12 protein-coding genes are annotated in these 16602 nt (G+C 68.9%); 5 read left to right on the forward strand and 7 right to left on the reverse strand.

The genetic code is table 11. The annotated features are described in order from the left end of the window. Positions 1 to 69 precede the first annotated feature (69 nt). The 4 genes from ACWD04_RS07695 (at position 70) to ACWD04_RS07710 (ending at position 5023) form a co-directional block, all read left to right on the forward strand. Positions 70 to 1398, forward strand: coding sequence for an extracellular solute-binding protein (locus ACWD04_RS07695; protein WP_451129186.1), 1329 nt, complete (start codon positions 70 to 72; stop codon positions 1396 to 1398). After that, positions 1395 to 2393, forward strand: a complete 999-nt coding sequence (locus ACWD04_RS07700) for a carbohydrate ABC transporter permease (protein ID WP_451129188.1) — start codon at positions 1395 to 1397, stop codon at positions 2391 to 2393. Before ACWD04_RS07695 ends, ACWD04_RS07700 begins: the two co-directional genes overlap by 4 nt. Continuing rightward, on the forward strand, positions 2390 to 3238 hold the full coding sequence (locus ACWD04_RS07705; RefSeq protein ID WP_451129190.1) for a carbohydrate ABC transporter permease: 849 nt from the start codon (positions 2390 to 2392) through the stop codon (positions 3236 to 3238). Before ACWD04_RS07700 ends, ACWD04_RS07705 begins: the two co-directional genes overlap by 4 nt. Before the next feature lie 75 nt (positions 3239 to 3313). Beyond that, a complete protein-coding gene (locus ACWD04_RS07710; protein ID WP_451129192.1) occupies positions 3314 to 5023 on the forward strand; it encodes a glycoside hydrolase family 13 protein in 1710 nt (569 codons plus the stop codon). An 87-nt stretch (positions 5024 to 5110) separates the two neighbouring features. Here the strand turns inward: ACWD04_RS07710 and ACWD04_RS07715 are convergent, their stop codons facing one another. The 3 genes from ACWD04_RS07715 to ACWD04_RS07725 all read right to left on the reverse strand — a co-directional run bounded on the left by ACWD04_RS07715 (position 5111) and on the right by ACWD04_RS07725 (position 7417). Continuing rightward, positions 5111 to 5986 (reverse strand): carbon-nitrogen hydrolase family protein, encoded by an 876-nt coding sequence (locus tag ACWD04_RS07715; protein WP_451129194.1) that lies wholly within the window; start codon positions 5984 to 5986, stop codon positions 5111 to 5113. A gap of 547 nt (positions 5987 to 6533) precedes the next feature. Continuing rightward, positions 6534 to 6914 (reverse strand): hypothetical protein, encoded by a 381-nt coding sequence (locus ACWD04_RS07720; protein WP_451129196.1) that lies wholly within the window; start codon positions 6912 to 6914, stop codon positions 6534 to 6536. A gap of 221 nt (positions 6915 to 7135) precedes the next feature. Continuing rightward, the gene (locus ACWD04_RS07725) at positions 7136 to 7417 is read right to left on the reverse strand and encodes a hypothetical protein (protein WP_451129198.1); all 282 of its coding nucleotides are present in this window, start codon (positions 7415 to 7417) and stop codon (positions 7136 to 7138) included. Between the two features lie 1324 nt (positions 7418 to 8741). Between ACWD04_RS07725 and ACWD04_RS07730 the strand changes: the two genes are divergently transcribed. Further along, the gene (locus ACWD04_RS07730; RefSeq protein WP_451129200.1) at positions 8742 to 9230 is read left to right on the forward strand and encodes a CAP domain-containing protein; all 489 of its coding nucleotides are present in this window, start codon (positions 8742 to 8744) and stop codon (positions 9228 to 9230) included. A gap of 247 nt (positions 9231 to 9477) precedes the next feature. Here ACWD04_RS07730 and ACWD04_RS07735 read toward each other — a convergent pair whose 3' ends face one another. From ACWD04_RS07735 to ACWD04_RS07750, 4 genes are all read right to left on the reverse strand, one after another. Continuing rightward, on the reverse strand, positions 9478 to 10545 hold the full coding sequence (locus ACWD04_RS07735) for a glycoside hydrolase family 43 protein (protein ID WP_451129202.1): 1068 nt from the start codon (positions 10543 to 10545) through the stop codon (positions 9478 to 9480). 708 nt (positions 10546 to 11253) lie between these two features. After that, positions 11254 to 13125 (reverse strand): CASTOR/POLLUX-related putative ion channel, encoded by a 1872-nt coding sequence (locus ACWD04_RS07740; RefSeq protein WP_451129204.1) that lies wholly within the window; start codon positions 13123 to 13125, stop codon positions 11254 to 11256. Between the two features lie 645 nt (positions 13126 to 13770). Beyond that, positions 13771 to 15732 carry an acyl-CoA dehydrogenase family protein gene (locus ACWD04_RS07745; RefSeq protein WP_451129206.1) on the reverse strand — a complete coding sequence of 654 codons (1962 nt, stop codon included), beginning with the start codon at positions 15730 to 15732 and terminating at the stop codon, positions 13771 to 13773. A 373-nt stretch (positions 15733 to 16105) separates the two neighbouring features. After that, a partial coding sequence (locus ACWD04_RS07750) for a phytanoyl-CoA dioxygenase family protein (RefSeq protein ID WP_451129208.1) occupies positions 16106 to 16602 on the reverse strand: 497 nt, incomplete at its 5' end.

Below are 16602 nucleotides of genomic sequence, written 5' to 3' on the forward strand. Positions count from 1 at the left end.
CACCCCAGCATGGCCCTCCTTACTTTGCTAGCGCTGTCATCGGGCAGCCCGAGAGGGGAGGAGTACGCCATGTCCCTGCACCGCCGAGCACTGCTGACGGGCGCCGTGAGCACCGCCGCGGCGGGTCTGCTGTCCGGATGCGGAGGAAAGGACCTCGACGACCTGCTCGCACAGGCCGCGGCCGTTCCCAAGAGGCCGGCCCGGCTGACCTGGTGGGTATCCGAGATCCCCTCACGACGGGGCGCCGTCGTCGCGGATCTGATCATCCGTGCCTTCGAGCGTCGGCACCCCCGGATCCGCGTCTCGAAGATCAACGCGCTGTCCACCTCGGACGGCAACCGCAGCGCCATCGCCACCCAGCTCGCCGGGGGGTCCGACCAGCCCGACGTGTATCTGGGCGACACGACGTGGCCCGCGCAGTTCGGTCACTCCTCGCTCGCACTGCCGGTGGAGAAGCTTCTGCCGAACGACTTCTGGGACGCCTATCCGGCGGCCCTGCGGAGCAGCTCCACCTATCAGGGCAAGGTATACGCGGTGCCGTTCTTCATCGACAGCACCTACCTCTTCTACCGCAAGGACCTCCTCACCAAGCACGGGCTGCGCGTCCCCCGCAGCTGGGAGGAGTTGCTGCACACCTCCCGCACCGTGCAGACCGCGGGTGACGCGGAGGCCGGGTTCCTCTGGCAGGCGGCGGTGACCGAATCGCTGACCGCCAATGTCACCGAGTTCCTCGCCGACGCGGGCGCCACCGTGCTGGACCAGCGGGGCAGGGCCGCGCTGGGCGGCCCGGAGGCGGAGCGGGCGTTCTCGCTGATGGCCGAGTTCACCGCCAGCGGGGTCACACCCCGCACCGTGGCGACGTACGAGGAATCGGACGCGCAGGACGCCTTCGTCAGCGGACGCGGGCTGTTCCTCCGCAACTGGTCGTACGCCTGGGTCAACGCGAGCACCCCCGCGGTCTCCCGCGTCGCCGGCAAGGTCGGGGCCACACTGCGTCCGGGCTTCGAGGGCACCGGCCGCTCCGGCATCTCCTGCGCCGGCGGCTGGAGCAATCTCGTCAACCCGAGTTCCCAGGAGCTGGGCGCCGCCATGGAGTTCGCCCGGTTCTGCGCCGGGGCCGAGGTGCAGGGCCTCCTCGCCCGGGAGGCCGGTGTCATCCCGGCGATGACCTCCGTGCTCGACGGCCGGGAGGCGCGCGCCGCCGGCGACCCGACGGTGCTCCGCGCCGCCGACCTGCAACTCGTCGCCCGGCCCACCCAGACCCCGTACTACCCGCAGGTCAGCAAGTCGCTGTACACCCCGGCGAACGCGGTCGTCCGCGGCAGCCTCTCCCCCGCGGCCGGCGTCCGCGCCGCACGCGAGGGGCTGCGTACGGCCCTGGAAGGAAGTGCGCTGTGAGTTCCCTGCAGCAGATGAAGAGGGCGAGGACACCGTCGAAGGGCGAGGGCGGCGCCACGCGCGCCGAGGCCTCTCGGCACTCGCCGAGGGAGACGCCCCCGGGCTTCGCCGCCCGCCGTCGCGCGCGCACCGGGTGGTTCTTCGCCTCCCCCGCCCTCCTGGTCGTCGCTGCGGTGACAGTCTTCCCCGTCGTCTTCTCGCTGGTGCTGTCTTTCTACGAGGTCCGGCTCGAGTACGGCGGGCTGCGTCTCGGCTCGCCCACCCTCGCCCACTACGAGGCGCTCCTGACGCACTCTGAGTGGTACCGGGCACTCCTGTTCACCCTGGGCTTCACCATCGTCTCGGTCTTCGTCGAGCTGGTTCTCGGGACGCTCGTCGCGCTCGTCCTCGAACGCCTCGGAGCCGCCCGCGGATGGATCCTCGCGCTGCTCCTGCTGCCCTGGGCGCTGATCAACGTGGTCGCCGCGCAGCTGTGGTCGTACCTGTTCAACGGCACCTACGGTGCGGTGAGCTGGCTGTGCGAGAAGCTGCTCGGCACCCAGCCCGACATTCTCGGGGAGCCGGTACCCGCAATGGCGGCGATGGTGGTGGTCGACGTGTGGAAGACGACGCCGTTCGTCGCCATCGTCGTTCTCGCCGGTCTGATGCTCATCCCGGGTGACGTCTACGAAGCCGCGGAGATCGACGGCGCGAACGCCTGGACCACGTTCTGGAAGGTCACGCTGCCGCAGCTGCGGCCCATCGTCGCCATCGCGGTCCTCTTCCGCATCCTCCAGGCGTTCGGGATCTTCGACCTGCCGTTCGTGCTCACCCAGGGCGGCCCGGGCACGGCCACCCAGTCGGTGGCGATCCTCGGGTACCGGATCCTCTTCCAGAACCTCGACTTCGGAGGCGGCGCCGCCGTCGCCGTCACCACCGCCGCCATCGTCCTGGGCTGCTGCCTGTTGTTCCTGCGCGTGTTTCGCACCCAAGTCGACGAGGAGGGCCGGGCATGAGCCGCCACGTCCCGCGCACAGGCGTGCGCCGCTATGTCAATGTCGTCAATATCGGCGGGCTGCTGATCGCCGGGTGCGCCCTGCTTCCCCTGATCTGGATGGCGTCCGCCTCCCTGAAGGGACCGGGCGAGATCAGCGCGACGCCGCCTTCCCTGCTGCCGGCGGACCCCACCCTCAGCAACTACGGGACGGCGTTCCTGCGCAACGGGATCGGCCACTACTTCCTCAACAGCGTCATCGTGGCCTGCGTTTCCACCGTGCTGATCCTGTCCCTCGCGTTCTTCGCGGGATACGCCCTCGCCCGGCTGCCACTGCGCGGGCGTGGGGCCGTCATGACGGTGCTGCTGATGCTGTCGGTCTTCCCTCCGATCGCCCTGCTCGTACCCCTGTTCCTGATGGAGCGGCAGGCCGGACTGCTCAACAGCTATCCGGGCCTGATCATCCCGTACGTGGCGCTGAATCTGCCGTTCGCGATCTGGATCATGCGCAACTACCTCAGCGGTATTCCCGGCGAGCTGGAGGAGGCCGCGGTGGTCGACGGCGCCGGCCCGCTGCGCACCGCGCTGACGGTGATCCTTCCGCTGGCCCGGCCCGGGCTTTTCACGGCCGGAGTGTTCGCCTTCACCGCGACCTGGTCGGAGTTCCTGCTCGCGCTCACGTTCAACGGCTCCGACGACCGCCGCACCGTCTCCGTCGGAATCGCCCTGTTCACCAGCCAGTACCAGGTCCCGTACGGCGTGATCTTCGCCGGTGCGATGGTGGCCACCGTGCCGATCGCGCTTCTGGTGCTGATCTTCCGCCGGTCGGTCGTCTCCGGCATGACCACCGGCGCCGTGAAGGGCTGAGCGGCCACGCACGCATCCCGGTCCCACCGGCCGTCCCCTCCGTCTGCCCGCACACCCGCACCCCACCCTGGGCACATGCCCGAGAGGCTCACCATGCACCACCGTGACTCCCCCGCCCCCTCCCTGCACGACGCGGACTGGTGGCGGCAGGCCGTCATCTACCAGATCTACCCGCGCAGTTTCGCGGACTCCGACGGCGACGGCATCGGCGACATCCCCGGCGTCACATCCCGCCTTCCCTATCTCGCCGACCTCGGCGTCGATGCCGTCTGGCTGAGCCCGTTCTATCCCTCGCAGCTCGCCGACGGCGGCTACGACGTCGCCGACTACCGCGATGTCGATCCCCGGCTCGGCACCCTCGACGACTTCGACGAGATGGTCGGCGCAGCCCGCCGGCTCGGCCTGAAAATCATGGTCGACATCGTCCCCAACCACTCCTCCGACCAGCACGCCTGGTTCCAGGAGGCGCTCGCTGCCGCGCCCGGCTCGGCGGAACGCGAGCGCTACGTCTTCCGCGAGGGCCGAGGGATGGACGGTGAACTCCCGCCCACCGACTGGCCGTCCAGCTTCGGCGGCCCCGCCTGGACCCGGGTGCCGGACGGCCAGTGGTACTTGCACCTCTACGCCCCTCAGCAGCCCGACTTCAACTGGGACAACCCCGAGGTACGCGAGGACTTCCACGACACCCTGCGCTTCTGGTCCGACCGGGGCGTCGCCGGCTTCCGGGTCGACGTGGCCCACGGCCTCGCCAAGGACCTGCGTGAGCCGCTGCGCGATCTCGGAGAGCAGCAGAGCTACCAGCCCGGCGCGCTGCCGGTCGACGGCAGTCATCCGCTGTGGGACCGCGACGCGGTGCACGAGATCTACCGGGGCTGGCGGCAGGTCTTCGATGCGTACGACCCGCCGCGCTTCGCCGTCGCCGAGGCATGGGTGCGCGCCTCACGGCGTACGGCGTACGCCTCCGGGGGCGGGCTGGGGCAGGCGTTCAACTTCGATTTCCTCGGCGCACGGCTCGACGCCGCCGAGATGCACACCATCATCGACTCCGCGCTGGCCGACGCCCGCGAAGCGGGGGCGACCAGCACCTGGGTGCTCTCCAACCACGACGTCGTGCGTCATGTCTCGCGCTACGCACTGCCCGGCGACTACGCCAAGCTCGACATCGAGGCATGGCTGCTCACCGACGGCCGGGAACCGGCCCCTGACCTGGTGACGGGCGTGCGCAAGGCTCGCGCCGCGGCGCTGTTGATGCTGGCGCTGCCCGGGTCCGCGTACGTCTACCAGGGTGAGGAACTGGGGCTGCCCGAGGTCGCCGACCTGGGCCGCGCCGACCTGCAGGACCCGATGTGGGTACGCAGCGGCGGGCGTGTCAAGGGCCGCGACGGCTGCCGGGTGCCGCTTCCGTGGTCCCACGAGGGCGCGAGCTTCGGGTTCGGCCCGGGTGGCTCGTGGCTGCCCCAGCCCGCCGACTGGGGCCGGTACGCCGCGGACGTGCAGAGCGGTGACAAGGGTTCCTTCCTGGAGCTGTACCGCGAGGCCCTGCGGATGCGCCGCACGCTGGTCGCGGACGAGTCCCTGGAATGGGTCGGCTCGCAGGAGCAGTCACGTCAGGGGCTGCTGCACTTCACTCGCGCCGACGGCTGGCACACCGTCAGCAACCTCTCCGGTGAACCCGTCGCCCTGCCGCAGGGTGAGGTCCTCCTGGCTTCCGGCCCGCTGTCCGGTGACGAGCTCCCGCCGTGGACCACGGTCTGGCTACGGAGCAGGTCCGCGTCCGACCGGTGAGAGGCGGAGACCCGGTCCCCCCTCGCGCCGCGAGGGGGGACCATTGGGCCGACGTCCGGCGGGGCGGTCACCGCGAGGGCGGCCGTCTCATGGGCGGGGCCCGCGGCGCCACCGTTCGGGATCGATCCGGCCTGCGTACAGGGGAAGTTCGAGCGGCGGCTGGTCGTCCTCGAACGGGTCCCACACCCGGGTGAGGCCCGCGGTGCCCTGTGCGCGCACCCGTCGGGCCTCGGCGAGGTCGAGCACGTCCGTCAGGACCTCCTCCGGGCCGGGGCCGGCCTCGGCACGTAGGTCCCCCTCGGGGCCCACGACGACGCTGCGCCCCATACCGTCCGGGGCCGCCGCGTTGAGGCTGGCCATGAACACCTGGTTCACGATCGCGTTCGCCTGCGCGAGCACGACTTCCTGAGCGCGGTCGACGCCCGGCGTGCGCACCAGGTTGAGTACGAGGTCGGCACCCTGCCACGCCAGGTGGCGGGTCGTCTCGGGGAACCACGCGTCATAGCAGATCGTCAGACCCACGCGTCCGTATCCCTCCATGTCGAAGACCACGAAGGTGTTCCCGGACGCCGTGGTCTCGTAGGGCCGCCACGGGAAGATCTTGCGGTACTCCGCGACCCGTTCACCCGCGGGCGAGTAGACCGGAGCCGTGTTGTAGATCCGGCCGTCCGCGCCCCGCTCGTAGACACTGCCGGGCACGAGCCAGATGCCCAGTTCGCGGGCGAGGGCCGCCAGCTGGGTACCGCGGGGCCCGTCCAGCGGCTGGGCCGCCGCGGTCATGACCGTCTCGGGGTCCTCGCCGGGCCTGTGGCCGCACAGGTGGAGTTCCGGATACGCGAGCAATAGGACGCCGGGATGCGCCTCGGTGACGCCACGCACCTCAGCCGAAAACGCGTCCGGATCGTCGGCGGCGTGATGCCGCGCGGCCGTCTGGACGAGGCCGATCGACAGGGGGATCGTCATCGCAGGGGCAACCTTCCGCGCTGGGTGTGTCCGGGGGCACGGACGAGCCAATCATCGCGCCTGCGGCAGGACAAGGCCCCTTCCTCCAGTGGCATCCACAGGGCGACCCAGCGGGTCCGCAAGCGCGCTGCGGGACCGGTGCCGACACACGGGCCCCGCAGCGCAGCGTTCAAGGGCGGCGCCTCCGCGTCACGGGCTCCGGGCCGTGGCCGCACTCCTGGCTCCGGCCGTCGTCCCGGGTGACGGTGTCGAGATCGATTGCTTCCGTGATCACGAACGCCCACCGACCGTCATGGCAACTGCTTCACCATCTCCCCCGACGCACCGGGGCTGGAGGCCACCTGCGTCGCGACGCGCTCTCCTGTGCCGCGCGCGGGTGGCCTCGCCGGGCCACTGACCGACAAGATCACTTCCTGCGAGTTCCACAGCCGGTCCGCCGAGGTGCCGACCAGAACTCGACAACGATGTCCGACCTCGCTCAGGGTTGCTACCGGCGGCCCCGCCTCTCCTCGCCTGTGGGGGAACGCAGGAACCGACTGCTGAGCCGTCACCAGCAGGGGCTGCCGTCGTCCTCGCGCAAGGCCACCTTCGTGACGGACATCGGCTGGGTGAAGTAACTTCCGTGGCCGCTGCTGACACATGCCGTGTACGTAGGCCCCTGCCCCTCGTCCTGGACGACGACGTACGTCATCGTGATGTCCTGGGACGTTCTGTTGTAGTAGATGTGGCCGCGAGCACTGCCGGACCACTCACCTTCGGTCGCCAGCGACGGAGGCGTATCGGTGTCGCCGTACCAATAATCGGGCCAGACACAGAACGAGGCTTCCGGGCAGTTGGCGGGAGCCCACGCCGAAGCGCTGGGCGCGGATGCCATAACACCGAGGAAGGCTGCGGGTATCGCTGCGAGGGCGACGGCCTTTATACGCATGGGGGATCCATTCCTGAGAGGTCGTGCCGACGCTAACAGCGCAGATGTTGAAAGATCAAGTGACCAGTCAGGAAACGGACTTGAAGCCGCCCGCGCCCATGCCGACGGTCCGGAGATCAGTGCCGGTGATCACGATGACATCGCCGTGCTCACTCCGGAGCCGGGCTTCGGTCGTGCGAGGGTCGACCCGCGCCTCGTAGTCGGGGCCAGTTGTCGCACGGTCACAGCGCCGGTATCCGATGGCACCCCTCCCTCGGCGCGAAGCCGACTCGACGACGGCGACGGCGTGGCGCCCCGCCCGAAACGTGGTGGACCGCCGGCTTGAGCTGGATCGTGTTGCCGCCGGGAGCAAGGAGTTCCTCGAACAGCCCGGCGAGATTCCGGTCCTGCGAGTTCTGAGACATCAGGAGGCCCACCAGCTTGCCGCTGACGACGAAATCGGCACCGGAGCCGACCGGCGCGATCGCCCTGTTGAACCGTGAGGCCGGTGGAGGCCTCGGCACTCGCGGCCCGCACCCCAGCGGCGGTGAAGTCCCCTCCGTCTGCCACGACGTGGAGAACCGATCCGGAAGTGATGTGGTCGGACCGGTGGCGGACGAGGCGGAGTGCCCGACCCGCGACCACCACCGAGGTGCGTGCGGCCTTGAGGCGTCTGCAACACGCTTCAGGCGCGCCTCAGTACGGGCATGAGGCGGAGCGCGTTGTCGCAGTCGATGCCGCGACGTCGGCGATTTGTGAGGACGGGGTCGGTCTCGATGGCGGGGGCGGGTGGCCCGACCGGCCTCCGTACTCGGGGCGATCGGCCCGGCGGCCGCCCCCACCCTGCCCCTCTCGACGGGCCGGCTGCGAAGGGACTGAGTACCCGGGGCGGGTAGACGCCCACGGCCATCCTCAGGATTGCGGGAGGCCGGCGGCGGGCCCGAAGAGCCCTCTCGCCACGTGGACGGCAGCCCACGCGCCGTCCACGTGGCCGCCCGGCTGATGAAGTGGCTGGCCGACAACGGCGGACTGGAGCCGCACCACGTGGACTGGCTCAGGAGAACCCCGGCGCCGGCCGCGTGCACCCCGGGATCCTGTGGCCGGACGTAGGCGGCAAGGCGGGTTGGCCCGGCGCTCGAGGCCTTCGTAGGCAACCTGGAGGGCGACGGAATCGGCCCGTACTACCTCTCTCTCCTGCTTCGAGTCGCGCTCCTCCCATCGCCTGGGTTGGATCAAGCCAACTTGATGCCATCAACTCCGAGCGTCCCTATGGGCTTTGACTGACCGCGGTTGACGGCACCACGTTCGACCTGCCCGACACGAAGCGAACGCGGAGGCGTTCGGCAGTCCGCCGTGCTCCGGGCGGGGCGAACAGAACGTAGGCCAAACGCAGTTGGGCGACCGCTTTGCGACCCCGGGGGCTGGCTGCTGTCACGCATGGCGGCGGACCGCTTGATGACCACGGCGAGCGAAGTATCCCGCTCCGGCCAGGTCAGGCGCTCGTAGTCAGCTGCGTGGGCGAGAGCGTCACGATGGCGAGGTTCGCCTGAGTTGGCACGCCAGGACGTACGCACCACCACGCGCGCCCGCGCCGCCTGGTAGCAGTTCTTCACCGCCGCGGGAGGTGCGCATCTCGCATCCCGTTTACTCTGGAAGAGAAAAGTGCAACGGCAAGACGCCCCTCAGCTTGAGACGAAGTCCTTCCTTCAGCCTGAGCGCGAGTGCGGCTGATGACGGTCCGTGCATAGCCGAGACTCCCGGACGAACCAACAGCTCAATAGGTCAGGTTATGCGGCCGAGGCACTTGGCGCAGACGTGCAGCGGGCGACCTTTCCCAGGAGGAATGTTATGGCTATCGAACCGGCCCTCGAAGTAAGCGTTCTATTCGACCTGATCAACGACGCACGTACGCATCCGGAAAATTATCCGCCTCACGGAAGTTCCGCAGGTGCAACCATGTCTGCATGCACAAGAGGTTTCGGGCTGTCAGCAGAGTTGACGGATATAGCGCGCGCTCACACCGCCTTTCTGAGAGAGCAACCCAAGGAGTGGGTTACTACCGGTGACAACATGCACCGCGGCCCTGGTGGAAAACTAGTCTGGGACCCCGGAGAGCCGATGGACCAGGCAGGCTATCGCACCTGGCGGGCAGAGAACGTAGCCGTAGGGTTCACGACCCCGGAGGCGGCGGTGCGCTTCTGGATGCAAGATGATGAAAGATTTGGCTGGGGGCACCGCAACGCCATCCTCAGGTGTGAAACTCTCGAGGCTGGTGTAGGCCATGATCAAGGCGGTCCATGGGACCACTACTGGACGCTGGACTTGGGCACAAAGTAATGGCTGAGAGAGCCCCGGTGTAAGGCGTAGTTGGTGTCGCTATTACGCGAACGCTGTCTCGTAGGCGATCGGTGCCGTGACGGATACCGGCTCCCTGGCGTGGCCGGTACGGTGCGGGCGGCACCTCCCCCTCCGGCTGACAGAGTCGGTGCTCCGCGCCGATCGCACCCTGAGCGCGGCGGGGCACGAACGGAAGGCCCGTCGCTCGGTGAGTGCGGAAACCCCGTTTTCGACCGCGCCTGCTGCCCTACTCGAAGAACTTCAGGCTCCAGCCCGTGTCGGCGGTCGGCCCGGGGACGTTGGCCCGGCGGTAGCTGGTGTTGCCCCACCAGGAGAACGTGCCGGTGTACCAGTACCGGTTCTCCCACGCGTACGGCGTCCCCTTCGGAACCGCGTGGAACATCAGGGGAAACGTGGGGCCGGCGGGCGGGCTCGTGCTGATGTCGCCGTTGAGCAGGACGAAGCTGTGGTGGCCTGGGCCGTTGACGTACAGCGTCGGGTCCCAGCCGGACATCATCGTCGCGCGGTTGGAGCCGAACAGGCAGCCGTTCGACTTGTACCAGTCCCAGACGTACGTCGGGTCGCCACCGGCCCGCAGCCGCAGGTCGGCCAGGCAGTACTGGTCGCTCCAGCTGCCGTTGGCGGAGTACGCGATATGCAACTGCCCGTTCGGGTCCTTGATGGCCTCGGGACTCTCGTTGATGAACGGGTTGCCGACCACCCGTTCCCAGCTCTCCCGGGGCTGCGAGATGACGTACCGCGCGCCGGTCGGTGTGGTCGGACTGCTCATCCGCGCGATGTAGAGGTTCTGCTCGACGTCGGTGTCGCCGGCCCAGCCGGACCAGACGAACCAGCGCTGCCCGGTGAAGGTGAACAGGGTCCCGTCGATGGCCCACTTGTTGTCCGGCAGTGCCAGTTGCGTCTCGCCGGTGTATCCGCTGTCCGGGCCTGCCGAGCTGATGACGTACATCCGGTGGGCCGACCCGCGGCCGGCCGAGAAGTAGATGTAGTAGCGGCCGCCGTCCCGCACGATCTCCGGAGCCCAGACCTCACCGCGGCCGGCCGTGTCCGACCACACCTGCCGGGCGGGCGCCGACGCCAACGCGGCCGTCGAGGAGGCCTGCCGCACAGCGATGCCCCCACCGGCCGACTGCACCGATACGTATGTGCCGCCGACCCTGATCACACTCGGGTCCGCAGCCCTGATGGTCTGTTCCGCCTGCGCGTGCTCGGCGGACGACATCGACATGACGGCAGCGAGAACGCCGGACAGCGCGACGGCGGCGGCGCGGGAGAAAAAGCGTGAGAGGTTCATAGTCCCGTTCCATGGTTGGCCTCCGCTGCGACGCCGGGCCGCCGGGCCGCCGGGGGGATTTACATCGATGGAAGAGCGCTCCCCCAGCATCCCGACCAGTTGCGGACATGTCAACGAGTCGCGCGGGCTTGTGCGGCGCGCGCCGGGCCGGCGGTACGGGGGATTGCCCGCGAGCAGGTGCGTGACGAAGGTACGGATCAGTGCCGCGTGACGCGTCAGCACCCAGGACGTCTTCTCTTCTTCGGCTGCGGTGAAAGCGGGTGACGCGCTGAACCCGCAGTCGTGGCTTCCTCGGAGCGATCCGATGGACGACAGCCGCACCTCACGGTCCGCATGGCCGACGTTCGTATCCAACAACCCTGTTACGCCACCCCGGAGCGTACCCGGATCCACGGCTCACCCTCCCGCCCCGGGTCTCGAGACCCTTGGCGCGGGACGCCTCTCGGGGCGGAGACGTCCCGGCTCCGGTCAGCGGGTGGCGAGGAGCACGAGCATGTCGGTTCGATCCCTGTCTCACTCGAAAAATCAGTTGTTCGCGCGTTCCGCCGACCTCTCGCCGCCCTCGATGCAGAGGCTGCCGGACGGCTGCACGCCCTGGGCCGTCACGCCGGAATGATCCTGGAGGCCGGTGCTGCCACTCTCCGGTGCGTACGACGTCGGGCCGCCGCCGCGGAACATAGCGGACACCGCGCCGGCCACCGCAGGAGGTCAGTGCCGAGTGATCACGATGACGTCGTCGTTCTCACTCCAGCGCCGGACATCGATCTTGCCGGGGTTGACCCGCACCCCGTAGTCGGGGCCCGTCGTCGCACGGTCACGGCACCGGTATCCGATGGCACACTCCCCTCGGCGCGAAGCCGACTCGACGACGGTGGCGAAGGAAGCGTGGCACCCTGCCCTCACGTAGTGGCCGGCCGGCTTGAGCTCGATCGTGTTGCCGCCGGGAGCGAGGAGTTCCTCGAACAGCTCGGCGAGATGCCAGTTCTGTGAGATCTGAGACATCAGGAGGCCGACCAGTTTGCCGCTGACGATGAAATCGGCACCGGGACCGACCGGCGCGATCGCTCTGTTGCGGTCATCCGTCATCTCGGTGACCACGGCGACCGGGCTCCCTGATGTGCGTTCCAGATCGCGCAGGAGCAGCAGGGTGACCAGGGTACGGTCGTCCGGTGCACCGCCACAGGTCCCCCGGTCGGGGCCGAGGACGATGACACCGTCGTACGTGGCGACATCCAGACCGTTCACCGTCTCGGGCAGGGTGGGGTCTCCGGGGCGCAGAACGACCGTAAGGCCGGTGGAGGTCTCCGCCACTGCGGCGCTCACCTCCGTGGCGGTGAGCTCCCCCTCGTCTGCCACGACGTGCAGGACCGAGCCGGGAGCGACGTGGTCGGACAAGTGGCGGACGATGCTGCGGGCGCGGCGGTTCCACCCCAGCAGGAGCATCTTTTCTGACCGCGCCGCTGCCGGTGGCCGGGATACGATCACCGACGCGTCGACGTCCGCGGGCTCAAAGGCCTCCACCGTGGTGTCGTCGTCCTCCGCGATCACGACGAGCCGGTCGCCTGCACGGACGAGCGAGTCGGGCGGCGGGTCGAGCCGCAGCACCCCGTCCGCCCGTACGATGCCGACCACAGTCGAGGTCATATAGGCCATCAGGACCTCGGCATAGGTACGGCCGGCCTGGGCCGGCGCGTCGACGACGTAGAACTCGTCTCCGGCGAAGTCGAGCAACTCCTGATACACGAGAGACAGTCCGGGCTGCCGAGCGCACTGCGCGACGAGCCGTGCGGTGATGTCATCGATCTCCAGGATGACTGCACCCGGGCCGGCGGCGAGCGTGGCAGCAAGCCGATAACGGCCGTCCCGGACCACAGCCAGGATCCGGACGCGACAGTCGTCGTCGATCGCCGCCCGGAGGGACAGCAGGTTCTTGACGATCTCGGCGTCCTCGCCGGGTTCGTCGCGCGGCAGCACCAGGACGACGTCCGCTGTGGCCGGGCTGACCCGTTCGAGTGCGGCCGGGTCCGTCGGGCGCCCGTTGCGGCAGATGATCCGAGTGCCCTTTGTGTCGCCCACTTCAGTACGCAACTCCTCCTCCATGTCCGTCTTGTCCCGATCGGCCAGGACAACGATGGCCCTCCGCCGCTGGTTGGTGTTGGCCTCCACGATCTCGGCGACGACCGTGAAGATCTGATCGGACCAACCGAGTACAACGGTGTGGCCGTCCTCCAGGACGGCGGAGTGGCCGCGCCGGAGGGCGAGGAGCTTCTCTGTGATCGCGGCAGTGATCAGGCTGACGAGGGTGGACACGTAGAAGAGGGCGACCAGGGCGAGGAGGACCGACAGAGCTACGCGCAGTGGCGATCCGGCCTCTCCGCCCAACCGGAGCGTCTGCCCGACGCTCCGCCACACCGCTGCGGCCTTGGCCCACCGGTCGTCGGGGGCCCGGTCGTCCGTCCACACCAGGATGGCGCTCGCCGGGACGACGATGACCAGGCACGCGACGGCGAGCCAACCGATGAGGGCGGCGGCACCTCCTGCCAGCGTGTTGTCGAACCAGTACCGCGCCTGCTCGCTCAACGCTGCCCCGCGACGCACTCCCGCCGCGGGATCTACCGGGGCCGTGGGAGCATCCTGGCCTTGCCGCTGCTTCCCCACCCTGGCGGTCCCGGCCCGCCGGCGCCTGTCCTGATCGTTGCTCGTCTTGTGCACAGCAGCAGCGTGGAGATTTGCTGACCACGGCATACGGGTATCCGGCCGCAGTTCATCCTTTAGAGGACCAGGCGGTTACCAGCGCAACCTCTCTCGGCCCAGCTCAACCGGCTGCCCGCCGCGCGTGCCTGCTGCGCTCGCCGAGGGGCGAAACGGTGCGGAGACGACCCTTGCACCGGGGCTGTGGTGGTGGTCGCGGGCGGGTGGCCGGGCGGGCTGCGCCGGCTTTTCGGTGTGGGCGAGGCGGGCGATGTCGGCCCGGAGGCGGCCGATCTGTTCCGGGATCGGGCCGACGGGTTCAGTTCGTCGGTGGTGGTGCAGACGTGGCGGAAGAGTTCCGTACGTCAGGTCACCGGGGCATGGTCCCGCCCCCTTCGCGAAAACTATCGGGATGTCCGGATACTGCTGAAGTGTCAGGCGAGGGAACGTGCCTGGGAGCCAGTCCCTGCCCGGTCCCTGGGCGGGCGCTTCGGCGCCGTCCCCGTCGTGGCCGGGCGGTGTCCTGCCCCCTGGTCAGCCCACCAGGTCCGGCGCACGCAGCATCTCGGGCGGGATGCCCCAGGCGTCGACGAAGCCCACTGCGAGGGGCCGGACCTTACGGCAGAGGTCGTTGACCTCACGGCTGATCGCCTTGGAGCGCTGGACGGTCAGCCGGCCGTGCTCCATGAACCAGGCCCGGTCCGCCTCGATCGTCGCCAGGGCGAACAGATCGCACAGCAAGCCCAGCGCGACCTTGTTCCCGTTTTCGGGCAGCGCACGCACTCGGTCGACGAACGCCTCCAGCACCAGCCGCTCGACGTGTGCGTGGGCGACCGCGATGACATGGTCCTGCACCTGCGAGAAGACGACGCCCGGATCGCGCTTCTGGTCGATCCCGCGCTTGAGCCGGCGGGCCACGCCGGCAAGCATGTGCTCCTCGCGGTAGCGGAGCATGGCGAGCTGGTACTCCGAGTCGAGCAAACCGGCTTCCTGGTCCCACTCGTCGTCGCCGGGAAGCAGGTCACGCACCCGCTCGAGCAGCTTGTGGACCGAAGTCTTCTCTATGACTGTCTCGACGGCGAGGTTGGTGACGTAGCGGACCATACCGAGCTGGTCAAGGTCCTCGAACTCGCTCGCGTGATGGGTGAGCAGGCCCTTGGCCACGAGCTGCAGCAGGACGTGGTTGTCGCCCTCGAAGGTGGTGAAGATGTCGCTGTCGGCCTTGAGGGCGGCGAACCGGTTGACGGTGAGATAACCCGCGCCTCCGCACGCCTCGCGGCACTCCTGGACGACCCGGGTGGCGTGCCAGGTACCGAGCGCCTTGGTGCCGGCGGCCCGTGACTCCAGTTGGCGCCGCGCTTGCGCGTCGTCCTTGATACCGGAGAGAACTTCGTGCAGTTGCGTGCGCACCACGTCCTGCGCGAAGTGCAGCGCATACGTGCGCGCGATGAGCGGCAGCAGCCGACGCTGATGCAGGCCGTAGTCGAGGAGCAGTTGCTCCTCTGTGTCCGAGGTCGCTTCGAACTGCCGACGCCGCACGGCGTACTTCGTGGCGATCGTCAGAGCGACCTTGGCGGCGTTGATCCCGGCGCCGCCGACGCTGACCCGGCCCTGCACCAGCGTGCCGAGCATGGTGAAGAAGCGTCGGTTGGGGTTCTCGATCGAGCTCTCGTAGACGCCTTCAATGGTGACGTCGGCGAACCGGTTGAGCAGCGCCTCGCGCGGCACCCGCACGCCGTCGAACCAGATGCGGCCGTTGTCCACGCCGTTCAGGCCCATCTTGCGGCCGTCGTCCTCGATCCGGACGCCGGGCGCCATCTCGCCGCCGACCCGGACCGGTACGACGAACGCGTGCACGCCCTCGGACTTCCCGCACACCTCCAGCTGGGCGAAGACAACCGCCAGTTCGGCGTGGCGGGCCGCGTTGCCGATGTAGTCCTTGCGTGCCTGGATGCCGTGGGTGGTGATGACGAACTCCTGGGCGGCGGCGTCGTATGTCGCGATGGTGCCTAGCGCCTGGACGTTGGAGCCGTGCCCGGTCTCGGTCATCGCGAAGCATCCCATCAACTGCCCGGTGATCAGGTCCGGCAGATAGGCGTCGTGGTGGCGTTCGGTGCCCAGATGCAGGATCGCGCCGCCGAAGAGCCCGAACTGCACGCCGATCTTCACCAGCACCGACAGATCGCCGAAAGCAAGCGTCTCGAACGCGGCGATCGAGGCTCCGATGTCGCCACCCCCGCCGTACTCGCTCGGGAAACCCATGCCGGTCTGGCCCGTCGCAGCCATCTCGACCACGAGCTCGCGCACCCGCTCGCGAAACGCGTCGATGCCGAGCGCGTCGGCCTCCTCGAGAACGGAGGCAGAGTTCACCAGGTTGGTTCGGACGAGGTCGCGGATCTCGGCGTACTCGCCGTCGAGCACCTCGGTCAGTGCCCGGACGTCGACTTCGGGCTGCACGTAACCGCTGGCAGAAGTGGATGTGTTCTCGGTGGCCATGCCACTTCGCTACCCCGCCCGGGGAAGATCAAGCGGTCGACCGGGGCTCTCAGAGCCGTACGGAGAAAGCACGGCGAGGCCACGCCGTCTGTGCAGCGTGAGTTGTCGAACGCGCGCTAAGCACGCCCGCGCACGGGCGACTGCCAGCAGGCTGAGGCTCGCCACGCCACAGAACTACCCGAGGAACGACAGCCGCACCTGACGGTCGTGAGGCGGGATGTTGGTGTCCGCGAACCTCTCGCAGGACAACAGCGTCTCCGCGGCCGCGCTCGCTCCCTGGCTGGAGGATCGGGCCGCGCGAGAACATTCCCGAAAAGGCGATCAAGGATGGTTGCTTGTTCCACCCGCGATCGGCTGGGCACATCCGCGGCCCCTACTTCACCGGTGTGAAGTCGCGTGCCCCGATGAACTCGGGCCGGCGGATCGGAGCGGCGAAAGGTTCCTGCGCCGTGTTGTCCACGCTGTTGAAGACGATGAAGACGTTGCTGCGCGCGTACGGGGTGATGTTGTCGCCCGAGCCGTGCATCGCGTTGCAGTCGAACCAGGTCGCCGAGCCGGCCTTGCCCGTGAAGAGCTTGATGCCGTGGCGGTCGGCCATCTTGGTCAGCGCCTCGTCCGAGGGGATGCCGGCGTCCTGCATCTGCAGGGACCTCTTGTAGTTGTCCTTCGGCGTCTCGCCCGCGCAGCCGAGGAACGACTTGTGCGAGCCGGGCATGATCATCAGCCCGCCGTTGGTGTCGTAGTTCTCGGTCAGCGCGATCGAGACGGACACGGTCCGCATGTTGGGCAGGCCGTCCTCGGCGTGCCAGGTCTCGAAGTCCGAGTGCCAGTAGAAGCCCGAGGCGCCGAAGCCGGGCTTGACGTTGATCC

The sequence above is a fragment of the Streptomyces sp. NPDC002911 genome, from assembly GCF_053591835.1.